Below are 22,037 nucleotides of genomic sequence, written 5' to 3' on the forward strand. Positions count from 1 at the left end.
TTGCGATGACAACGATTACGGCTTTACGTGTTGAAGATGTGCGCTTCCCGACCTCGCTGGCGCTCGATGGCTCGGATGCCATGAACCCGGATCCGGATTATTCCGCTGCCTATGTGATTTTAGACACTGACAATCCTGCGCTGAAAGGCCACGGACTGACCTTTACCATCGGGCGCGGCAATGAAATCTGCTGCGTAGCGATCAAGGCGCTGGAACACCTGATTGTGGGGCGCGAACTGGCAGACATCACCGCCGATATGGGTAAATTCTGGCGCGATTTTACCAGCGACAGTCAGTTGCGCTGGATTGGTCCGGATAAGGGCGCAATCCATCTGGCGACCGGCGCGGTAGTTAACGCGGTGTGGGATTTGTGGAGCAAAGCCGCCGGTAAACCCCTGTGGCAACTGGTGGCCGACATGTCACCGGAAGAGCTGGTGCGCTGCATCGATTTTCGCTACATCACCGACTGCATTACGCCACACGAGGCACTGACATTATTGCGGCAACGCGCTGACAACAAGGCCCAACGCAGAGAGAAACTGCTGGCAGAAGGCTACCCGTGCTACACCACGTCAGCAGGCTGGCTGGGCTATCCCGATGACAAACTGCGCCGTTTATGCCAGGAAGCGGTCGACGCCGGTTTCGATTATCTGAAACTCAAAGTCGGGCGCGACCTCGAAGACGACATCCGCCGCGTGCGCATTGCCCGCGAAGTCATCGGCCCGGATCGCAAACTGATGATCGACGCCAACCAGGTGTGGGAAACCGACGAGGCGATCCCGTGGGTGAATGCCCTCGCCTTTGCCAAACCCTGGTTTATCGAAGAACCGACCAGCCCGGACGACATCGAAGGTCACCGCAAAATCCGTCAGGGCGTTGCGCCGGTTAAGGTCGCCACCGGCGAAATGTGCCAGAACCGCATCATGTTTAAGCAGTTCATTATGCGCGAAGCCATCGACGTGGTGCAGATTGATGCCTGTCGCATGGGAGGAGTTAATGAAGTGCTGGCCGTGATGCTGATGGCCGCCAAATATCAGTTACCGGTATGTCCGCACGCGGGTGGCGTCGGGTTATGCGAATACGTCCAGCATCTGTCCATGATTGATTACCTGTGCATTTCAGGTACGCACGACGGTCGGGTCATTGAATACGTTGACCATCTTCACGAGCATTTTGTACACCCGTGCGATATTCGCGGCGCAGCTTATATGCCTCCACAGGCACCGGGATTCTCTGTCGAGATGCATCAGGCGTCGGTCGAAAAATACCGCCATCACGCCTGACCTTAATGATCGAAAAAGCAGCAAGGAGGAGGCCGATGATGCGAATCGACAGCCATCAGCATTTCTGGCGCTACACCCCGCAGGACTACCGCTGGATAAGCGATGAAATGACGGTGCTGAAACAGAATTTCTTGCCGGAAACACTGACGTCAACGTTACAACGTCACAACATTCAGGGCACGGTACTGGTTCAGGCATGCTCATGCACCAGTGAAACCCGATGGCTGCTGGATATCGCCGGAAAAACTGACTTTGTGTGCGCCGTGACCGGCTGGGTCGATCTGTCATCGTCCGCGCTGCAACGGGAGCTGGATGCTCTCTCACACCCGCTGCTGCGCGGCTTTCGTCATCAGGTTCAGGATGAACCTTCGCCTGCACAATGGCTGGCAGATCCGGCCATCAATGCCGGTATTCGCCAGCTTCAGCAGCAGGAATATGTTTATGAAATTCTGGTGACGCACCGCCATCTTGCCGAAGCCGTACAGTTTGCCATAAGGCATGACGGGCATTTTCTGGTGCTCGATCACCTCGGCAAGCCGGATCTCAGCCTGGGCGCTGCGTACTGGAAGAAACAGATCGCCCCGCTGGCGGCGTTACAACACGTCAGTTGTAAGCTTTCCGGGCTACTGACTGAGCCGCGCCCGGCGGGGATGTCTGCCCGCGACCTGTTGCCCTATTTCGATGCCGCACTGGAGGTTTTCGGGCCCGGACGCCTGATGTTTGGCTCCGACTGGCCGGTGTGCTTACTGGCTGGCGGCGATGAGAATCCATGGGATTTATGTGAACAGGCCACGGCCTCACTCAGTTCTGACGAGCAGGCTGCCATATATGGCGGCAATGCCTGCACGGTTTACCGATTACAGCCTTTACCGATTACAGGAAATGACTGATGAATCTGCATCTGCAAAATAAAGTGGTGATCGTCACCGGCGGCGGGTCCGGTATTGGCGCGGCGATTTCGCTGACGCTGGCGGAAGAAGGTGCCATTCCGGTGATCATCAGCAATACCGAACCTGCCAATCAACTGATGCATAAACTGCAACAGCTTTCTCCGCAGGCCAGTTTTGTGCTGACCGAACTGCGCGACGAAACCAGTTGCACGGCGGCGGTACAGGAGGTGCTTACCCGCTATGGCAGCATCGACGGGCTGGTGAACAATGCCGGAGCCAACGACAGCGTCGGACTGGACGCCGGTCGGGAAGCCTTTGTGCAATCGTTAGAACAAAACCTGATCCACTATTATCTGATGGCACACCTGAGTCTGGAAGCCCTGCGCGCAAGCCACGGGGCGATCGTCAATATCAGCTCGAAAACCGCCTTAACCGGACAAGGCAACACCAGCGGTTACGCTTCAGCCAAAGGCGGCATTCTGGCGCTGACCCGTGAATGGGCGGCGGCGCTGCTCGGCGACGGCATCCGCGTGAACGCCGTGATCCCGGCAGAAGTCATGACGCCACTGTACGAACGCTGGATCAAAAGCTTCGATCATCCCGACGAAAAGTTGCAACAAATCACCTCGCATATTCCGCTGGGACAGCGGATGACCACGCCGCAGGAAATCGCCAACACCGTGGTATTCCTGCTCTCTTCCCGCGCGTCTCACACCACCGGCCAGTGGCTGACCGTGGACGGTGGTTATATGCATCTCGACCGGGCGCTGACATGAAGCGCCGCTATTGTCAGGCACTGGATCTGGCGGAAGATCCGGCGCTTATCGAAGAATATCAGCGTCATCACCGCAAAATCTGGCCGGAAATTACCGCGCATCTGCGCCGTTATGGCATCGCAGAGATGGAAATTTACCGGCTGGGCAACCGGCTGATGATGGTGATGGAAACCACGGAAGAGTTTGACAGCGGGCTGTTCGAACGCCGCAGTCTGGAGGATCCGAAAGTGTGTGAGTGGGAAGCCCTGATGTGGAAATATCAGCGCCCCACGCCGTGGACACCCGCCGGTAAAAAGTGGGTAGAAATGGAGAAGATTTTTTCGCTTGCTGAACAGATTAAGTAAAACCCGGTCGGCTCCCTCCCCTGCGAAGGGGAGGAGCAAAGCAAAACCCGCTCAACCCTGTGAATGTGGGAGGAGCAAAAGCTCTCCCTACTCTCAGGGAGTTCATCACGTTTTTCACGTTATCTGACATAAAAAATCAGCCACCTGAGCTGACCCCCTACATGCGTTACCAGATACTGAGGAATACACTATGCTCGCCGATAAAACTGCCGCGCCCGCTTATGCGCAGCGCAAAACGACGTCCGGTTTCCGCCTGGCGTTCATTTTGGTCACCACGCTGTTTTTCCTGTGGGGTTTATCCTACGGGTTGCTGGATGTCCTGAATAAACATTTCCAGGAAGTCTTACACGTCAATAAAGCCCAGTCTGGCCTGTTACAGGCCGCCTATTTCGGGGCATATTTTATCATCGCCCTGCCTGCCGGTTTCTTCATGGACAGGTTTGGCTATAAAGCCGGGATCCTGGTCGGATTATGTCTCTATGCACTGGGCGCGCTGTTGTTTGTGCCTGCCGCCTCCGCAGGCAGTTTCGCTATGTTTCTGTTCGCACTGTTCGTGATCGCCCTCGGTCTGGGCTGTCTGGAAACCGCCGCTAACCCGTTCGCTACCGTGCTGGGCGATCCGGCCGGAGCAGAACGTCGCCTGAACCTTTCTCAGTCATTCAATGGTTTAGGGCAGTTTATCGGCCCGATTATCGGCGGTTCGCTGTTCTTCTCTGCCACGCAGGGCACCACGGCAGACGGCTTGTCATCTGTAAAAACTACCTACGTCGCCATCGCCGTGTTAGTGCTTCTGATTGCCTTCCTGTTCGGGCGCACCAAATTGCCGGATATTCGTGAGCAAAGCGCGACAGGGGATCAGGGTGGCGGAAAAGGATTATGGCAGCATGCCCATTTCACCGGTGGTGTGATTGCACAATTCTTCTACGTCGCGGCCCAGGTAGGTGTCGGCGCGTTCTTCATTAACTACACCACCGAACACTGGCACACGCTGTCGAATCAGAATGCGTCTTACCTGCTTTCCGTCGGTATGGTAAGTTTTATGGTTGGCCGTTTCTTCAGTACCTGGCTGATGGGCTTTGTCCGTCCGGCCACGCTGCTGGTAGTTTACGCCATCATTAATATTGTGCTGTGCGGCGTGGTGGTCGCGGGGATTGATAACGTGTCGGTGATTGCACTGGTGGCGATTTTCTTCTTCATGTCGATCATGTTCCCGACCATTTTTGCAATGGGTGTCAAGAATATGGGCAAACAGACCAAACGCGCCAGCTCTGTGATGATCATGGCGATTGTGGGTGGCGCGGTGATGCCATACCTGATGGGTGCGATTGCTGACCATTACAACACCGCCGTTTCCTACGCCCTGCCAATGGTGTGCTTCGCCGTGGTACTGATTTATGCCGTGAAACAACGAGCGAAAGCCGCTCTCTGAGGGGAGTGGTAATACGAACACTCAGACTGCCATACCTCACAAAATTCCCTCCTCAATGTCTTTTGGCGTTAAGGAGGGACTGCAACGCTGAAATCCACGCACTGAGCTTTAACATTTCTGTCATCCCGGTGTGGAAAATCCTGCTTATACTTCACCGCGTATGAAACTGGTTAATAACGCTGAAGGGTAAAAATATGTCGATTCGTTCATTGCAGGCACTCTGTTTAACCCGTTTTTTATTGCGGATGTTCGTGACAGGCTTGGGCCTTTTTTGGGGATATTTCTGACGCATCGAAAAACAAGCGTCTGATTCGGGTACTGCGTCTGCCTCAAAAAGTACTGCGATCATCTTTCTGCTCCCTCATGAATTTCGCTCAGCTTATTACCGGCTAAAAGGGGATGCTTCGGTCAGCGCCGAAGTATGTCGGTGACGCGCAAGCTGGATCATGAACTTTGCTCATGTTCAGTGAATTTAAATCACTTTTTTTCACTCAATGACTCAGGCATAAAAGAGTCATCGCGATTCACTCTTAAAAATATGAAGACTACTGAAATAATTTAGGTTTTTCAGCAGCCAGGACACCTGATAAAAATGAAAAAAGAAATTACATTCACTATTAAAAGCCTTCGTTTTGACGAAGATTATAACCCCTCGGAAAATACGCGTATTACGACTAACTTTGCCAATCTGGCAAGGGGTGAAAAACGCCAGGAAAACCTGCGCAACACCTTAGTGATGATTGACAATCGTTTCAATTCACTGGCGCATTGGGACAACCCTGTGGGTGACCGCTACTCCGTTGAACTCGATATCATTACAGCCCAGTTAAACATTAATATTGCAGGGAAGATCGACGTTTTTCCGGTGATTGAAGTATTAAAAACCACTATCGTTGATAAAAAAACCCATGAACGTTTTGATGGTATTTTAGGTAATAATTTTTCTTCTTATGTACGGGATTATGATTTTAGCGTTTTACTGCCGGAGCATAATAAGAATAAATCCGGATTTAGCCTGCCGGATGATTTTGGTGTATTACACGGTGATATCTTTAAGCGTTTCATTAATTCCGATATTTACAAAGAATTCTTTAATAAAACACCCGTTATTTGCCTGAGCGTCTCAAGTAAAAACACTTATTACCGTACCGGCAATCAACATCCTGTATTAGGCATCGAATATCAGCAGGACGAACCTTCCCTGACTGATGAATATTTCGCCAAAATGGGATTGCGGGCGCGATACTTCATGCCTGAAAACAGCGTTGCGCCTTTGGCGTTTTACTTCAGTGGCGATTTGCTCAGCGATTATACCAATCTTGAGCTGATCAGTACCATCAGCACGATGGAGACTTTCCAGAAGATATACCGCCCTGAAATTTACAATGCTAACTCCGCGGCCGGAAAACAGTATCAGCCAAGCCTGAATTTCCAGGATTATTCATTAACCCGGATTGTTTATGACCGGGAAGAACGTAGCCAGCTGGCTGTTGAGCAGGGGAAATTTACCGAGGAACATTTTATTAAACCTTACCAAACTGTTCTTAAACAATGGTCTGCTCATTCCGTTCTTTGATTTACTAAAAATATAAGGTCACCTGTGATGAAAAAATTATTACCGACATCGACTGCGGGCAGTTTACCTAAGCCCTCCTGGATTGCGCAGCCGGAGACACTCTGGTCACCCTGGAAGCTTGAAGGTCAGGAGTTACTCGACGGCAAAAAAGATGCGCTGCGTTTGTGTCTGGAAGATCAGCAACAGGCAGGTATTGATATCGTCAGCGATGGCGAGCAAACGCGCCAGCATTTCGTCACGACCTTTATTGAGCACCTCAACGGCGTTGATTTCGAGAACCGCGAGATCGTTAAGATTCGCAACCGTTATGAAGCCAGTGTGCCGACTGTTGTTGGCCCGGTCAGTCGTCAAAAGGCCGTTTTTGTCGAAGATGCGAAGTTTTTGCGCCAGCAAACAACACAGCCGATCAAATGGGCTCTTCCGGGGCCGATGACGATGATCGACACGCTCTATGATAATCACTATAAAAGTCGCGAAAAACTCGCCTGGGAATTCGCTAAAATTCTCAATGAAGAAGCCCGGGAATTAGAGGCTGTGGGTGTCGATATTATCCAGTTTGATGAACCGGCATTTAACGTGTTCTTCGATGAAGTGAACGACTGGGGTATTGCCACGTTAGAAAGAGCCATTGAAGGGCTGAAATGTGAAACGGCTGTCCACATCTGCTACGGCTATGGTATCAAAGCCAATACAGACTGGAAAAAAACGCTGGGAACAGAGTGGAGACAATACGAAGAGATTTTCCCAAAACTACAAAAATCTAATATCGATATTATTTCACTGGAATGTCATCACTCCCATGTTCCGATGGAGCTGATGGAGCTGATCCGGGGTAAAAAAGTGATGGTCGGTGCTATCGATGTGGCAACCAATACTATTGAAACACCCGAGGAAGTCGCCGCTACGCTTCGAAAAGCACTGCAATATGTTGACGCCGACAAGCTCTATCCTTGCACCAACTGTGGCATGATCCCATTACCGCGTGGCGTAGCAAGAGGCAAGTTAGATGCGTTAAGTGCCGGTGCAGAAATCGTCCGGAAAGAACTGCTGGCGAAGTAAATTCACCCGATTGCATCAATCTGAAGAGAATTCAGCCCGGATCAGGCGGTCAGACCAGAAGCCTGCCGGGCTGAGTGATAAACCGATCATGCCCCGTTATTGCTTCACCAGCACCGGCTGTTCGCGATAATCCGCCGGGAAATGCTGTTTTAATTCGTTAATTTTTGGCAGGTCGTTCACCACGATGTACGGATAATCCGGATTATCGTTTAAAAAGTTCTGGTGATAAGCCTCTGCCGGATAAAAGTGTGCACTGCTTTCCACTTTTGTCACCAGCGGCTCGCTGTAACTGTGGCTGGCATCGAGCTGAGCGATATACGCTTTCGCCACTTCTGCCTGAGCCTGACTGAGCGGGAAAACCGCCGAGCGATACTGACTGCCGGTATCCGGACCCTGACGGTTTAACTCTGTCGGGTTATGCCCCACCGAGAAGAAAATATGCAGCAGTTCGCCATACGTCACCTGCGACGGATCAAAGGTAATTTTGACCGATTCTGCGTGGCCGGTATCGCCGGTACTCACCTGTTCATAACTCGCCGTTCGCGCGTCGCCGCCCGCATAACCGGACACCGCGCTGGTCACGCCTTTCACGTGTTGAAACACGCCCTGAATTCCCCAGAAACAGCCACCGGCAAACAATGCCGTCTCGCTGTGCGACGTACCCGCAGGTTCATCTTTTGCCGGTGCGGGGATTACCACCGCCGGTTCAGCGCCCCCGCCCCATGACCAGGCATTATTTTGGAACGCGAACGCTGACGCCAGCACCAGTCCGGCGATCAGACTGTAATGACGCATTTTTTTCGATGCAATTTTCATGGGTAATTTCCTGACTGATTAAGCTTGTGGAGTGAACGTCATCGCCAGCCCGTTCATGCAATAGCGCAGGCCGGTCGGCTGCGGACCGTCATCAAACACATGCCCCAGATGTCCGCCACACCGGCGACAATGCACTTCATCGCGAACCATACCGAGCGAGGTATCCCGGCTGATTTGCGCGGCGTTGCCCAGAGGTTTCCAGAAACTTGGCCAGCCGGTATGGCTGTCGAATTTGGTCGCCGAGGAGAAAAGAGCAAGATTGCAGCCTGCACAGGCAAATTCACCCACCCGGTGTTCGTCATTTAACGGGCTGGAATAAGGCCGTTCAGTGCCCGCCTCACGCAAAATGCGGTATTGATCATCGCTGAGGCGCTGATGCCACTGAGCCTCAGTGAGCATGATGTCGAATTTCGCAGTTTTCGCCTGTGCGTCGGCGCTGCGGGAAAACAGTGACGGGACCAACCCCATCAGCGCAGCGGCCGAGACCGCACCACTGCCCAGCAGGAAATTACGTCTGTTAATCATTGTTGCCACCGTTGCGGTTACTGTCGATGACATCAGACTACAAGGGGAGGGATTACGGAATCCTCGCGGAGAGTTAACGGTTTTGTGATAAGTAGGAGATTACCGCTGTGCGGCGCCAGCGAGCGGAGCGCGAAGTAGAAAAGCGGGGAGAGATCCAAGAGAGGGAAAGCACTTCCCTCTCTTGGGCGGTTTCGGCGCAGCGCGTTGTGCGATCACCGCTATTGAAAAACCGGAACTGTCACCCTTCTGTTCCAGGCAGCCGCCCCGTTGCAGCGGCCATCTGCAACCAGATTACAAAATCGCCCGTGCAGCCGGGTCTGCCCCCTCCCGCACAAACACAGGAATTTCACTCATTGGGGCGGCGACCCTAATCGCTCTCCCCCCTTCATAGCGTTCTCCATTCAGCGCCACCCACGTTTCTCCCGCCGGTAACCACACTTCCCGCTCGCGCTGACCGGCGTACAACACCGGGGCGACCAGAATATCGGCGCCAAGCATATACTGATCTTCCACCTGCCAGCTTTCAGCCTGAGCCGGATACTGATAGAACATCGTGCGCATTACAGGATCCCCCTTCTCATGCGCTTCCTGCATCACATGGCTGATGTACGGACGCAGTTTCTCACGCAGGAATAACCCGTTCTTCATCAGCGTGTAATTCTCTTCGCCGTAGCTCCAGACTTCATTTGGTGCGCCGCTGTTGCATTGCGCAATGCCGTCACGCCACGGTTCCGGCGGCTGAATTTGTGGCTCACGGTAACCATGCAGACGCATAACAGGGCAGAACACACCCCACTGGAACCAGCGGATCAGTAACTCCTGAAATATCGGATCATTAATATTCCCGCCCTGGAACCCGCCGATATCCGTCGTCCACCACGGGATACCCGCCAGCCCCATATTCAGGCCAGCGACAATCTGATTACGCAGCGCGTGAAAAGAAGAATGGATATCGCCCGACCACGCCAGCACACCATATCGCTGACTGCCCGCCCAGGCGCAGCGCACCAGATTAACGATCTCATGCTCGCCTTCCTGCTGTAACCCCTCGTAAAAGCCCTGCGCGAACTTCTGCGGATAAATGTTGCCGACTTCCAGCACCGGCCCGAGATGATAGCGATAGTTATCGAAATCATAGGTGCGGTATTCCGGCTCAGCTTCATCCAGCCAGAAGGTACGGATCCCCAGATCGTAATAGTTTTGCTTTACTTTCTCCCAGACAAACTGACGTGCGCCGGGATGTGTGGCGTCAAAGAAGGTGCAGTTGCCAAGGAAATCAAGATTCACCGATACACCACGATCCGTGTTCACCAGGTAACCTTTTGATTTCATCTCCTTATAATTTTCTGTCCGGCTGTCAACCGTCGGCCAGACCGACACCATGGTTTCGATACCCAGTGATTTCAGCTCAGCGACCATCGCTTTCGGATCCGGCCAGTCCACCGGGTCAAAACACCAGGTGCCCTGATTCGGCCAGTGGAAGAAGTCGATGACAATAACCGAAACAGGCAGGTTGCGGCGCTTGTATTCACGCGCGACTTCCAGCACCTCCTGCTGTGTGCGGTAACGCAATTTGCACTGCCAGAAACCCGTGGCATATTCCGGCATCTGCGGCGCGGTGCCGGTTGCACGGCCATACTGATGCATGATCTCAGCGGGCGTATCGCCAGCGGTGATCCAGTAATCCATCTGCTCCGTGACCTGCGCTTCCCAGCGGGTAATATTTTTGCCGAATGTCGCCTCACCAATCGCCGGATTGTTCCACAACATGCCATACCCCAGACTCGAAAGCATAAACGGCACACTGGCCTGGGAGTTTCGCTGTGCCAGTTCCAGTGTGCAGCCTTTCAGATCCAGACAATTTTGCTGGTATTGCCCCATGCCATAGATTTTCTCATCCGCGCGCGACTCAAAACGTACGGTCAGCTGATGTTTACCGCCGGGAATGGCTTTAAATTCGCGGGCATCCATCTTTAGCGCACTGATGTATTTGTCCTGACTTTTCTCCGTCGCACCGATACCGACGGTGGAACGCTGACGCCAGAATTCCTCAAGGATCAGCTCGCCGCGTGAGTTATAAAACGCCAGCTGCCCTTTGATATTCACCGATGCTGTGATGTTGCCGTTGCGCAGCGTCAGGGTTTCTGCGCTGCGGCTGATCTCAGCTTTTGGCTGAACATCCGCTGGCAGTAGCGCCCATAACGAATCATTGAGCTCAGGCCGGCAGGTGGCCCGCACGCGCAGGCTGTTTTCTCCCCAGGGCTCAATCACCAGCGTTTGTTGATCGAAATGCCAGAGGATACGGTTTTTTTCGGCGATTAATTCGCTCATGCGGACTCCTGTGTATGCAAGGTGGCCTGACGTTCAGGCTCATGTTCCCGGGAAATTTTGGACTGATTAATCTGTTTCATGGTGGCGTCATCGAGTTTGTACCAGCGCATCGACAATGCACTGAACATCGACAAGATGCCCGGCACCAGTGAGAACAATGCGATAATCGACAGCATCGCGACGGTATTCTGCTGGGCAGCATGGGGCACGTAACCGCTTATGCCCAGTGTCCAGCCGACCACCGCTCCGCTCACCGCCATCCCCATTTTGAGGATCGCCAGCAAAGTGGAGAACACCGTGCCATCCATGCGCTTGCCTTGTTTGTATTCGCCGTAATCCACCACGTCAGACATCATCACCCACATCAGTGTGGTAGTGACCTGATAGAAGGTTGAAACCAGCAACGTCATGCCCACCAGCAGGGAAATCCATGCCGGAACGAAGAAAATCGCCGCGCTCAGCGCACCGGTCAGCACCGCGCACAGCGTGAAGGCCGCGAGTTTGCTGCGGTTGCGGGTCAGCGGTTTTACCAGCAAACTGCCGAGACTCTTACCCACAATATGTGCAGCCAGCAGCCACATAAAGTAGCTGGCGTGGCCAAGATAATAGGTGACGTAGTACATCATCGCGCCGAGGCGTACTACGCCGAAGGAGATATTGAAGAAGATCAGCGCCGCCACCACGCGCCACTGGTCATTACGCACTAAATCACGTAAATCGGAGAGAAAATTCTCGTGCGTCGGCGGCGCACTGATACGTTCTTTGGTGTTTAAAAAACACAACAGGAACATCACCACGGCGATCGACGCCATGATTGCCATCGCACCAAAATAGCCGTCAAGTTTATTGCCGCCACCCATCATCTCTGCCAGCGGCATCATCAGGAAGGTGGACATTGCACCACCCAGCGTGGCAAGGAAGAACCGATAGGATTGCAGGGAAATACGCTGGGTATTATCAGGCGTGATGATCGCGCCCATCGAGCAATAAGGAATGTTGATGGCGGTATACATCAGCATCATCACGCAATAGGTGACGCTGGCGTATACCATCTTTCCGCCCAAGGTCAGGGATTCCGGTACCGCATAAACCAGCAAACAGCTGGCTCCGAAAGGTAACGCAAGCCAGAGAATATAAGGCCGGAATTTACCGAAACGCGTTTGCGTCCGGTCAGCGATCAGCCCCATCGCGGGGTCCACAATGGCGTCAGCGACGCGGGCAACCAGAAACATTGTTCCGACAAATACTGCCGGTAATCCCACAACATCGGTGTAATAAAACGTCAAAAATATAATCACATTATCCAGGCCAATATGGCTCGCCATATCCCCCAGACCGTAGCTCACCTTTTCTTTTACGGATAGTTTCGCCGTTACGGATAGTTTCGCAGTCATTTTTCGTCCTGCCTTTTGTAGGGTTAAACATAAAAAAGTCAGTCCGTCCGTGGTCCGAGGACTTGTTATAGAATGGTTAAAAGAGAGCGACAATTGCGAGATATCATAAATTTCTTATGATTTTTGATTTGTGTGATACCGGTAACATGATGAGATCCGTCTCGCCTGCGGAACGGGAGAAGGAGAGAAAATGATACCCGCGATAATTATAAATTTTGCTAATAAATAGGGCTGAACCTGAGGGATCGGGAAAAAAAAGCATGTTTGAATCCAGCGACCCCGACACCAGTGCATTCAACTTAAATAATTCAGGTGACAACATAAACAGTGGTTAATGTTGCCATATCAGGATTAAAACTCTGAATGAAATGTTTTCATCTTCTTGTTATTAATGAAAAAAATGCATTTTTCTATCTTGATAAATTTTGGTTATGATGTAATTTATTGCTAACAAGTTAACGTATTGTTATGAATACCTGGAGACTGAAAGCAATACATTTCTATTCAGGCATTTTGAAAATGAGGGTTCACGGGTGCAAGAGAATTGGTTGTTATTACTCGGTGGGGCAAGCGTGGTACAGGGGCCTGATTTACTCGATGAAGCCAAAGAAGCAGGATATAAAATCCTGCTTACCGACACAGAAGAAAATCTCAGGGTGTTTGGCGACAGAGCGCAAAAAGCCGACGAGGTGGTGGTAACCAATCATTACGATGATGAAGCAATACGGGATTTACTGGCCAGGTATCCCTATATAAAACGGAGTTATGCTTTTCGCGAAAAACTTCAGTTTGTAAATAGTAAACTTAATATATTATTAGATTCCTCATGGACACGCCCTGCAACAATCATGCTGATACAAAACAAGTATCTTTGTCGTGAGCTGTTACGAAAATGCGGCATCAGCCAGCCGGAAGCTTTTTTGTGTTATTCAGCAAGTGATGTAGAGGAAAAATTAAGAATACATTTTTCCGGTCATGAAGCCATCCTTAAACCCGTCACCGATGCAGGCAGTCGCGGGGTATATTCTGTCTGTTCAGACAACATTGATAATATTATTCCCAGACTCCCGCAGAAAGGTTACCCATTCATCCTTGAAGAGAAGGTGGAAGGTAAAGAATACAGCCTTGAAGCCCTTTTCGTTGGCAAAAAGTTCAGAATGCTAAATATCACTGAAAAGTTTTTATTTGCAGAGACTTTTTTTGAGCAAGGGCATGTTAATCCGGCAGGTGTTTCTCTTGACGAGCAGAAAAAACGTCAGGCCCGGGCATTAGTGGAGTCTGCGTGCAAAGTGATTGGTATCGAATACGGCATGATCCACGCCGAGTTTTGGGATACTGATGCAGGTATTATTTTGGGAGAAATTCACAACCGTGTCGGGGGTGACTTCATCTCAGTGATGGCGGCCGAGACAGCAGGTATTAATGTATGGCAAAGCCAGCTAACCGATACTCTCTGTTATAAAGCACAGAAAAAAGAGCATATGGCTGTGTGGTCAGAACGTAAAGGAGTAAGCCGCCCCTCTGCTTTGCCGCCGGATTTAGACCAAAAACCAGGGTTTGTTGGCCACGCCTATCTGGGCGAACGCAATTTATTGTGTGCTGAGGGTGCAAGTTATGAGGAGGCGTTAAATAATGCAAAAAGCATTTCAAAACTCTTCAATATTTAAAATCATCCTTGTCCAGGATTTCATCGGGGCCTTTGCCTTCTTTGCTCCTCAGGCATTGTTAATCGCTTATTTACACGAAAACTTGCAGCTGTCAGCAGCCCATACCAGCGGTATATTATTCACGTTGATATTCTTTTCGAGAATTGGCCGCTTAGCCTTTTCACCCTATCTGGATAGAATAAACTTCCCTCTTTTACTTGCAATACTGCAACTGTTAGGAGGATTGGGCTTCTTCCTGCTATCGCGTGGCGAGATTACACAACTCTATTTAGGCGCATTTCTCGTCGGGCTTTTCTACGGGAATAACTCAATTGTTATCCGTATTGCCACCTCCTTTTTGAAAAATCAGTCACTCTCTTTAAACTATTCGTTGCTCAGTACGGTCACAAACCTGGCTTCAAGTGGTGGGGCCATACTCCTGGGCATGTTGTATCAGCATGTCGGGCCCGTTTATATGTTTGAAACAATGTCCTTACTGTTTACACTCACCTGTGCATACACCTACTGGGCGACAAGAAAAATAATCCTCCCCAAACAGGGACATTTCTTCAAGGTATTAATGAGCCTGGTCAGGAGGAAAGTGATTTTACTGACGCTGCTACTTATCCTGCTTGTGTGGTTCATCTATTCGTTAGCGTTAACCACAATGCCACTCTTTGTGATCGACCGTTTGCATAGAACAGACTTGGTATGGACGGTAACGGCACTGAACGGGCTGGCCGTCTTAGTTCTTGCCTATCCGGTTAATTATTTAATTGACAGATTTGATGATAATACCAAACTTATTATCTCATTTTTACTCTTTGGCTTAGCATTTTTAGTGTTATCTCTCCATAATTCGCTGGCAATGCTATACCTGTTTCTTTTCCTGGTAAGCACGGCTGAAATTATCGCTATCCCGGCATATCAAAGCATTATGTCTTTCAACACGGGAGAATATGAAAGGACAGCTATTTTTTCACTTTCTATCCTTGCCGTAGGTATAGGTGAAAGTCTTGGTGCTGTTTTCGCCGTATGGACAAATGAACACAGCCCCTTGTTCCACATTATCTTTATTCTCATGTCTGCTGTCACTGTACTAATCAGTCTGTTCTGTATGCGAAGCCATACCTCCCTCGCGTGATCCTGATAATCCGGGCGGACTTTCATTGCCCGGATTACCCCTGTTGTTTATACCTCCGTCAGTCTCCCCTATCCTTTGGCTCCTTAAATATTCGCTCAATGGCATCCTCATTGCCATGCATCCATAAAAACTCCTGAAAATAATATTTCTTATAGCATAAAAGTAGAAGCTTATTCTTTTCCACATTGTTAAAGAATACTGCATGTATGAATTATCACTCATCACTTCTGTAGGCCGGAACACTTCACTTAAAATCACGCCAGCTTAGTTTTTAATACTGTTAGTTAGCATAAAATAAATAAAAATAACTTTTTTTAAAAAGGATATTTTTATTTTCTTCAGAGAAAAACCAAGAAAAATGTTGCAGAAAAATATAAACACCCTATTTCGCCAAAAAACAATTAATATTTGAATGTAATTTTCAATAACACTTTTATTAAATAAATTCTAAACCGAGAGCGTCGTGAAAATTCAATAAAACCCTTCTCTATATATAACGCGCAGGAAAACTCCCTTACTAAAGCTAGTTGGGGTGAAAGGCCAATCAAAGTTGTTAGTAATATGTAAACATAATTACTTAAATAACACAATAAATAATATTAAAATTTTGCAACATGCTTAATTACCGCCAAATATCAATCATTGGAATAAAATACAAACAAAAATTTGTTAAACGTGGATTATTTTTATTATTAAATATTTCCGCACCATGAATGACAAATAAAAAATTAACTATATGATTATTAATGAAAAATTTATTTTCAATAGTTTACGCCATGAATATTTTTCAATAGCGCACTTTCCTCCCCAAAAAGATATTTCATATTTACTTTACTTAAGCCAAATCCTAAAATTCCAAGGCACCATAAATGTTAATTAAATGTATGTAATTCCCAGAGACGGAGGTTTTGTGAATAATTCAGTGGTGATTTTTGCGGGTTTAAGAAGAACGAATAACGAAAGATTTGAAGCCCTGGCAGCAGCAAAAAGATTAGGGCTTTCAGTCGTACTTATCGGACGTACTATCCCTGAAATGGCTAAAGAGCACCTTTTGGAGTGGCATGAATGCGATACCTCAAATCATGAATTAGGTCTTAAGGTTGCTAAAGATGTAGCTTCGCGACATAACGTGGTCGGTGCATTCAGCTGGACAGATCTGGAACTGAGTTTTGTTGCCAGAATCAACCAGGCTCTGTCATTACCTGGATTAACTCCCGAAGCGGTCAAAATCATCAGAAGTAAATTTCTTACACGTCAGGCTGTTTCGGAAGTTGAGGACGTATCTCCGCAGTATTTCAAAATATCCTCTCTCGACGAACTGTATACTGCCATGGAGACATTAGGTTATCCGGCAGTTGTAAAACCAACAGGTGGCAATGGTTCAAAAGGGATCTTTATTCTGAAAAGCGAAAAGGAGCTTGAATCCGCTATCAGCAATCTCCGCTCACTGGTTTCCGCAGGTAATGACCCTATTTTCAACTCACACGGTGATGAATTTATTGTTGAACAATATGTTCAGGGACAGGAGGTCAGTGTTGAGGTTCTGGTACACCGTGGGGTAGTGGATATTATCGGCATAACCGACAAGTCGACCACCACTCCCTTCCCTTTTGAATCACAACATATATTTCCTTCTGCAGCGTCTGATAAAGCGAAATTAGACGTACAGCGAAAAATTGTTGCCATTGTTCAGGCAGTAGGTTGTGACAATTGTACTTTGCATATCGAAGGTAAAATTGAAAATGACAAATTTACGCTGATTGAAATCAACGGACGCCCTGGTGGTGGTTATATCACTACCCATTTAGTGCCACGAAGCACCGGGGTAGATCATGTCGCCAATATTATCAGAGTGGCTATTGGTCAGGTCCCCGAATTGCGCCCCTTGAGAGAGGGATCCTATGCCGGCATACGTTACCTGTTTGCAGAAAAAGAAGGTCAGTTTTCAGGTCTGACAGGTTATGATCAGGCGATCCTGGATACCGGGGGGCTGGATAACGTTATGACTGAAATCCCGGTAGGCAGCACCATTACCCTGCCACCGGAAAGCTATACCACTCATCGTGTAGCATCGGTTGTCGCTCATGCACCTTCTTATGACATACTTTTAAATATACTAAACAACGTTACAACCTCGTTAAGCATTAATATTCAATAAGGAATGATCGTCATGACCGCGCTTTATTAAATAATGCGCTGGAAGATATCTGCAGAAAAATATATTCCGGCCATTTTTTAAATGCGTACAGATAATTAAATTTCCTTCAGGAATAAACGTCATGTCATTGCAAGACAGAAGCATTGCCATTATTGGGGCCGGCAATATGGGGCGAGCCTTACTCAAAATGGCTTTACATAACGGGGCGCGCATCTTTTTATTTGATATTAACCCGGAGGCGTTCAATAATCTTCCCCCGGAATATAGTGGGTTTATCGCGTCAGGAAGATTGAACGTTAACGTTATTGAAGAGGAAACATTTACTACTGAAATCCCACTGGGAATAAATGCCATTATTATTGCTGTTTCCTGGCATGATGCCAGGGAACTTATCAATGTTCTGGCATCACAGATTGATTGTCCCATTATTGTACTGGGTCGCCCTGACCTGAATGATCCATTAATCCCGGCGATGGGTAACAGAAAGCATCCTCTGCTGTTAGGCACCGGCCTGGAACCTGGTCTAATGGAATCGATGTCTTCTTCTATTCTGGAGCGATTTCCGCAAAGTCATACGATAGAAAGCTTTTGCGGCGGTATCCCGGTGACCCCGACCGGGCCTTTTGGTTATCGGCTAACATTTGGCAGGAAATTGCCCATCGACCCCCGACTGGCATTAACAATAAAGGATCACCAGACATTTTCAGTCCCAAGGTTCGCGCAGGTAAAACATCATTATTTTCCTTCGATTGGTCTGCTTGAAGCCTTTGACGATGCAATGCTTGCAACAACGGCGGAATATTTCCAAAAGCATGTGGTTAATTTTTCGCAAAATACATTGCGCTGGCCGGGATTTTCCTACGCTGCACGGGCCTGTCAGGAATTAGGCCTGCTTTCCCGACAAGAAATTAACGTCGGCAAATTAAATACCAGTATCAGAGATGTGGCCGAAACACTGTTTACTGCAGCCTGTAAGAATGTTGAAACGACAAGTGAAGATTTCGTTTTATGCAAATGGCAACATATCAGTTCATCGGGTGAAAAAGGTGAGCTAATCATTAAAGTATTCCAGCCCGCGCCGGATATTACCGCCATGGCATTTATGACCTGTGCCTTTGCTATCACTGCAACAGAAGTTATTTTTGAAATGGCACTTAAAAACATTATTTATCCGCATGAAAAGCCGGCAGGGCTGATTGGCTTAAAATTTTTAAACGAAATAAAAAAATTTCGGCATGTGGAGATCACCACATCCGGAACCCTAACATGCATGATTACGGAGGCAGTATGAGCGCGATATTGGATATCTTACTCGTCGGTGCAGGGCCCGCGAACCTTTCGGTCTTGAGTTACCTGGATGAAGCCGGCATCCTGACGAGTGGGGACAACATACGCCTGGTAGAGAAAAGAGAGAATGCCAGCTGGCATCCTGGCCTGGCTTTGCCTACTTCTACCCTACAGGTTTCTTTATTGAAAGACCTGGCTTTTTTAAGGAATCCGGCCAGCCCTTATACATTCTTTAATTACCTTAAAGAACAAAAATTACTTTATCAGTTTATGCATTTGAACACCTATTATCCTTCCCGGAATCTTTTTTCTGATTACCTCGGATGGGTAGCATCAAAACTGCAAGACTTCATCTCTTATAATAGTGAGGTTTACAACTTAAAAAGAATATCTTCGCCACAGGGAAAAGATATTCTTGAAGTCACACTGCGAAATAGCGCAGGTGAAACAGAAGTTTTAAAGACGCGTCAGTTAGTATTATCTCAGGGGCATAAGCCCTTTATTCCTGAGGTGTTATTGACTGAAAACCAGCACGTCATTCACTCCAGTCAGCTCTTAAATAAGGTAGCAACGCAAGAACTATCAGCTGAGAACCATATTGTCGTGGTAGGGCGCGGGCAGAGTGCAGGTGAAATCATTCGCTTTTTACTCGAAAAAACTTCAGTGGGTAAAATTAGTGTGGTCTCGCGTGATTTCCTTTTCAAATCGACGGATGCCAACCCTTTCGTCAATGATATTTATACGCATCCGCGCGCAACGGAATTTTTCAATTATGACATTGCTGAACGCGAGAATATGCTGTCAGGTCTGAGAAACACTAATTACGCCACTGTCACAGATGATGTGCTATCTGCTATCTACGAACAAACATTTTCCGACCGCGTCAATCATTGCCAGCGCTTATATCTTTATCCCTACGCCTTAATAGAGTGTATTAAGAAACAGTCAGATAAAATTTCCGTGACATTGCAACAAAGGCAATCAAAAAATGGGGCAATGGAAATAACGGCTGATCTGATTATCTGCGCAACCGGATTTGAAAACATTTTACATAAGTCATTAATCAGCCCGCTGCAACCAGAAATTATCAATGATGATTTAGTCGTGACTGAAAATTTCTCTGTGCAGTTCGGCTCACCTTCAGCTCCAGATATTTTTATTATTAACCATTCTCAGGCACAGCATGGCCCGACAGAGCACACCCTGGCAGGGGTATCAGAAAGAGGAAGAGTGATAGGTGATGCACTGATTAAAAATATGCGTTATTCCGGTAGAGAACCGGTCAGCATAAACAACGAAACACTGACAGGTAACATGAATAATAAGGATACTAAAATTGTCACATATTGAAATTATTAATCTTACTCAAGAAAAATATCTTTCACGAGCCGTACTGGATAAGGGTATTTACCGTATTAATCCTGTGCCTGAAGCCTCAGATATTTCGATCCGCATTTTAAAATTGACGCCTGGAAGCAGTACCGAGCGCCACAACCATACGGAAGTGGAATTCTGGACAGTTATCAGCGGCAGTGTACGCGTCTGCCTTAATGGTGAGGATCTCATTTTGCAGGCGGGTGACAGTATTCGGGTCGAACCTCTTTGCCGCCATCGTATTGAAGCACTTGACGAAAACGCCGTGATGCAAACCGTATGGTGGCATCATCGTGAAATATTCGAACAGAGTTCGGAGCAAGGCGCTTTGCGTTCACAAGGGTCCCAAAGGCCATTACTGATCGTGCCCGCCATGCTGACGCCTAACGGCGGAATGCATCTGGGCCACGCTGCAGGGCCTTTTATGGTGGCAGATGTGCTGACCAGAGCCGCGAGGATGTCGGGAAGAAAAACCTTTCTGGTGCAGGGTACACACGGGCATCTGGAACACATTCAGATCGCTGCGGCTAAAGCAGGCACTGATTACTATAGTCTGGCAGAAACGAATACCCGCAGATTAAAACAGTCACTTCAATTACTGAACGTTGAACAGGATATCTTCCTTGAAACACGTCCGACACAGCGCTCAACCGCCATTTTGTATGAAGTGCTTGAGAAACTGATGTCTGCTGGTCTGATTGTTGAAAGAACATACGACGTACCTTATGACCCTTCAACACGTCAATTTTGCGTTGATGCCTTTGTGCATGGTGACTGCCCTCATTGTGGTGGCGAATCGTCTGGGACTGAATGCGAGGGATGCGGGGCGTTAGTGCTTGATGCTGAGCTGATTAGACCGGTTAATTTACAGGGTGTGTCTCTTGAACGCCGCCCGCTCACGCGACTTTTCTTACGGCTTGATGCGCTAAAAAATGAACTGGAGCGTTTTGCTGCCAGCGCAAGCCTTCCGGCATTTGCCAAATTGTTTATTGAAGGCTGGCTTAAGCGGGGGTTACCGGAAGTATGCCTGACAAACCCCAACAGTGCGGGAGTCCCCGTGCAAATGGCCGGACTCGATAATCTCAGGTTCACGGTACCGATGGAGTATGTCCCACGTCATTTACTCGCCATTGAACAGATGTACGCATTACAAGGTGAAAACCGGCTCTGGCATGCAATAGCGGGCGATGAATTGCCTGAGCTGGCGATCCTGTTTGGGGTTGATAATGCTTTTGGCCGTTTGCTTGTCATCCCTGCCGTTCTTGCCGCATTGGGAATGCCAGAATTTATGCCAATGTATGTTATCCCGAATCACATGATGCTGCTCGAAGGCCAGAAGTTTTCCACATCGCGTAATCATGCTATTTGGGTGGATGAGTATGTCACCCCTGAAAATGCTCAGGCGCTACGTTTTTATCTTTGTAGAAACCGGACTCACCGTAAGGAAGCAGACTTTCATCGCCAGGAATTCGAACGCTTTAATGCAGAGTTTTGGAACGGACAACTACCGGTAATGCTGGAAGCAGCTGACAGATTATTTGAGCCCTTCTCTGATAGCAAAAACCTGCCCGGACCCGGGCAATGGTGTGCCGATTGTCATTCTTTCTTTGAAGTCACCTCTCTGTTTATGGCATCAATAGAACAGTGTTATTCGCTCAGCATGCCAAATTTACGTAAAATAACGCGCAGTGTGGAAACTTTTGTGGATGAAATGACCACATTCTGTTTAGACGCAGCACTGCAACAAAAACCCGTGTTTATGAATTCCGCCCTGAACAGAACCCGGGCCAGAGTAATTGCGCGTGCACTTATCGCGCTGGCAACAGCATTACGCCCGATAACACCCGGGTTTTCTGAAGAGATATACCATAGATTTGATATACAACACCCTTCATTCACCACACTTTCTGTGGACTGGATGGCTGTCGAATTAAAAAACCCTGTTGGGAAAGATTGATACCTGTTTTATTGAATAATTCCGTCATTCATTATTAATTTCTCATAA

General features: G+C 48.5%; 17 protein-coding genes. 13 read left to right on the top strand and 4 right to left on the bottom strand.

Annotation, left to right across the window (positions count from 1 at the left end; all coding sequences use genetic code 11):
- The first annotated feature begins 5 nt into the window (after window positions 1-5).
- From EVX52_RS08085 to EVX52_RS08115, 7 genes are all read left to right on the top strand, one after another.
- Entirely contained in the window at window positions 6-1,283 is a 1,278-nt protein-coding gene (locus tag EVX52_RS08085; protein ID WP_129991052.1) for an L-fuconate dehydratase, read from the top strand.
- A gap of 35 nt (window positions 1,284-1,318) precedes the next feature.
- Window positions 1,319-2,173, top strand: coding sequence for an amidohydrolase (locus EVX52_RS08090; RefSeq protein WP_129991053.1), 855 nt, complete (start codon window positions 1,319-1,321; stop codon window positions 2,171-2,173).
- Window positions 2,173-2,949: an SDR family oxidoreductase gene (locus EVX52_RS08095; RefSeq protein ID WP_129991054.1), complete on the top strand. Its 777-nt coding sequence runs from the start codon at window positions 2,173-2,175 to the stop codon at window positions 2,947-2,949. Before EVX52_RS08090 ends, EVX52_RS08095 begins: the two co-directional genes overlap by 1 nt.
- Window positions 2,946-3,293 (top strand): L-rhamnose mutarotase, encoded by a 348-nt coding sequence (locus EVX52_RS08100; RefSeq protein ID WP_129991055.1) that lies wholly within the window; start codon window positions 2,946-2,948, stop codon window positions 3,291-3,293. Before EVX52_RS08095 ends, EVX52_RS08100 begins: the two co-directional genes overlap by 4 nt.
- Before the next feature lie 190 nt (window positions 3,294-3,483).
- Window positions 3,484-4,722, top strand: a complete 1,239-nt coding sequence (fucP, locus tag EVX52_RS08105) for an L-fucose:H+ symporter permease (RefSeq protein ID WP_129991056.1) — start codon at window positions 3,484-3,486, stop codon at window positions 4,720-4,722.
- 592 nt (window positions 4,723-5,314) lie between these two features.
- Complete coding sequence (locus EVX52_RS08110; RefSeq protein ID WP_129991057.1) at window positions 5,315-6,298, top strand: DUF1852 domain-containing protein; 984 nt, start codon at window positions 5,315-5,317, stop codon at window positions 6,296-6,298.
- A gap of 27 nt (window positions 6,299-6,325) precedes the next feature.
- Window positions 6,326-7,357, top strand: a complete 1,032-nt coding sequence (locus tag EVX52_RS08115; protein WP_129953479.1) for a methionine synthase — start codon at window positions 6,326-6,328, stop codon at window positions 7,355-7,357.
- Window positions 7,358-7,453: 96 nt separating this feature from the next.
- Here EVX52_RS08115 and msrA read toward each other — a convergent pair whose 3' ends face one another.
- The 4 genes from msrA to EVX52_RS08135 all read right to left on the bottom strand — a co-directional run bounded on the left by msrA (window position 7,454) and on the right by EVX52_RS08135 (window position 12,423).
- Window positions 7,454-8,173, bottom strand: coding sequence for a peptide-methionine (S)-S-oxide reductase MsrA (msrA, locus tag EVX52_RS08120; protein WP_129953478.1), 720 nt, complete (start codon window positions 8,171-8,173; stop codon window positions 7,454-7,456).
- An 18-nt stretch (window positions 8,174-8,191) separates the two neighbouring features.
- The gene (msrB, locus tag EVX52_RS08125) at window positions 8,192-8,698 is read right to left on the bottom strand and encodes a peptide-methionine (R)-S-oxide reductase MsrB (protein WP_129953477.1); all 507 of its coding nucleotides are present in this window, start codon (window positions 8,696-8,698) and stop codon (window positions 8,192-8,194) included.
- Between the two features lie 291 nt (window positions 8,699-8,989).
- On the bottom strand, window positions 8,990-11,029 hold the full coding sequence (locus EVX52_RS08130; protein ID WP_129991058.1) for a TIM-barrel domain-containing protein: 2,040 nt from the start codon (window positions 11,027-11,029) through the stop codon (window positions 8,990-8,992).
- Window positions 11,026-12,423: a glycoside-pentoside-hexuronide (GPH):cation symporter gene (locus tag EVX52_RS08135; protein WP_129991059.1), complete on the bottom strand. Its 1,398-nt coding sequence runs from the start codon at window positions 12,421-12,423 to the stop codon at window positions 11,026-11,028. Before EVX52_RS08135 ends, EVX52_RS08130 begins: the two co-directional genes overlap by 4 nt.
- A 533-nt stretch (window positions 12,424-12,956) precedes the next feature.
- Between EVX52_RS08135 and EVX52_RS08140 the strand changes: the two genes are divergently transcribed.
- From EVX52_RS08140 to EVX52_RS08165, 6 genes are all read left to right on the top strand, one after another.
- Entirely contained in the window at window positions 12,957-14,090 is a 1,134-nt protein-coding gene (locus tag EVX52_RS08140; protein ID WP_129991060.1) for an acetyl-CoA carboxylase biotin carboxylase subunit family protein, read from the top strand.
- Complete coding sequence (locus EVX52_RS08145; protein ID WP_129991061.1) at window positions 14,056-15,213, top strand: MFS transporter; 1,158 nt, start codon at window positions 14,056-14,058, stop codon at window positions 15,211-15,213. Before EVX52_RS08140 ends, EVX52_RS08145 begins: the two co-directional genes overlap by 35 nt.
- Window positions 15,214-16,123: 910 nt before the next feature.
- Entirely contained in the window at window positions 16,124-17,371 is a 1,248-nt protein-coding gene (locus tag EVX52_RS08150) for an ATP-grasp domain-containing protein (RefSeq protein ID WP_165383740.1), read from the top strand.
- Between the two features lie 121 nt (window positions 17,372-17,492).
- Window positions 17,493-18,662 carry a saccharopine dehydrogenase C-terminal domain-containing protein gene (locus EVX52_RS08155; protein ID WP_129953471.1) on the top strand — a complete coding sequence of 390 codons (1,170 nt, stop codon included), beginning with the start codon at window positions 17,493-17,495 and terminating at the stop codon, window positions 18,660-18,662.
- Window positions 18,659-20,008, top strand: a complete 1,350-nt coding sequence (locus EVX52_RS08160; RefSeq protein WP_165383739.1) for a SidA/IucD/PvdA family monooxygenase — start codon at window positions 18,659-18,661, stop codon at window positions 20,006-20,008. The genes EVX52_RS08155 and EVX52_RS08160 overlap by 4 nt, the downstream gene beginning before the upstream one ends.
- Entirely contained in the window at window positions 19,995-21,989 is a 1,995-nt protein-coding gene (locus EVX52_RS08165; RefSeq protein ID WP_129953469.1) for a class I tRNA ligase family protein, read from the top strand. The genes EVX52_RS08160 and EVX52_RS08165 overlap by 14 nt, the downstream gene beginning before the upstream one ends.
- Window positions 21,990-22,037: the final 48 nt, after the last annotated feature.

The sequence above is a fragment of the Rahnella sp. CFA14(1/10) genome (assembly GCF_004195095.1).
Classification (GTDB): domain Bacteria; phylum Pseudomonadota; class Gammaproteobacteria; order Enterobacterales; family Enterobacteriaceae; genus Rahnella; species Rahnella perminowiae.

What these genes read in the sequence shown, in the direction of transcription:
- EVX52_RS08085 (WP_129991052.1), top strand. Translation starts at nt 6, where the DNA reads ATGACAACGATTACGGCTTTACGTGTTGAAGATGTGCGCTTCCCGACC.
- EVX52_RS08090 (WP_129991053.1), top strand. Translation starts at nt 1,319, where the DNA reads ATGATGCGAATCGACAGCCATCAGCATTTCTGGCGCTACACCCCGCAG.
- EVX52_RS08095 (WP_129991054.1), top strand. Translation starts at nt 2,173, where the DNA reads ATGAATCTGCATCTGCAAAATAAAGTGGTGATCGTCACCGGCGGCGGG.
- EVX52_RS08100 (WP_129991055.1), top strand. Translation starts at nt 2,946, where the DNA reads ATGAAGCGCCGCTATTGTCAGGCACTGGATCTGGCGGAAGATCCGGCG.
- fucP (WP_129991056.1), top strand. Translation starts at nt 3,484, where the DNA reads ATGCTCGCCGATAAAACTGCCGCGCCCGCTTATGCGCAGCGCAAAACG.
- EVX52_RS08110 (WP_129991057.1), top strand. Translation starts at nt 5,315, where the DNA reads ATGAAAAAAGAAATTACATTCACTATTAAAAGCCTTCGTTTTGACGAA.
- EVX52_RS08115 (WP_129953479.1), top strand. Translation starts at nt 6,326, where the DNA reads ATGAAAAAATTATTACCGACATCGACTGCGGGCAGTTTACCTAAGCCC.
- msrA (WP_129953478.1), bottom strand. Translation starts at nt 8,173, where the DNA reads ATGAAAATTGCATCGAAAAAAATGCGTCATTACAGTCTGATCGCCGGA.
- msrB (WP_129953477.1), bottom strand. Translation starts at nt 8,698, where the DNA reads ATGATTAACAGACGTAATTTCCTGCTGGGCAGTGGTGCGGTCTCGGCC.
- EVX52_RS08130 (WP_129991058.1), bottom strand. Translation starts at nt 11,029, where the DNA reads ATGAGCGAATTAATCGCCGAAAAAAACCGTATCCTCTGGCATTTCGAT.
- EVX52_RS08135 (WP_129991059.1), bottom strand. Translation starts at nt 12,423, where the DNA reads ATGACTGCGAAACTATCCGTAACGGCGAAACTATCCGTAAAAGAAAAG.
- EVX52_RS08145 (WP_129991061.1), top strand. Translation starts at nt 14,056, where the DNA reads ATGCAAAAAGCATTTCAAAACTCTTCAATATTTAAAATCATCCTTGTC.
- EVX52_RS08155 (WP_129953471.1), top strand. Translation starts at nt 17,493, where the DNA reads ATGTCATTGCAAGACAGAAGCATTGCCATTATTGGGGCCGGCAATATG.
- EVX52_RS08160 (WP_165383739.1), top strand. Translation starts at nt 18,659, where the DNA reads ATGAGCGCGATATTGGATATCTTACTCGTCGGTGCAGGGCCCGCGAAC.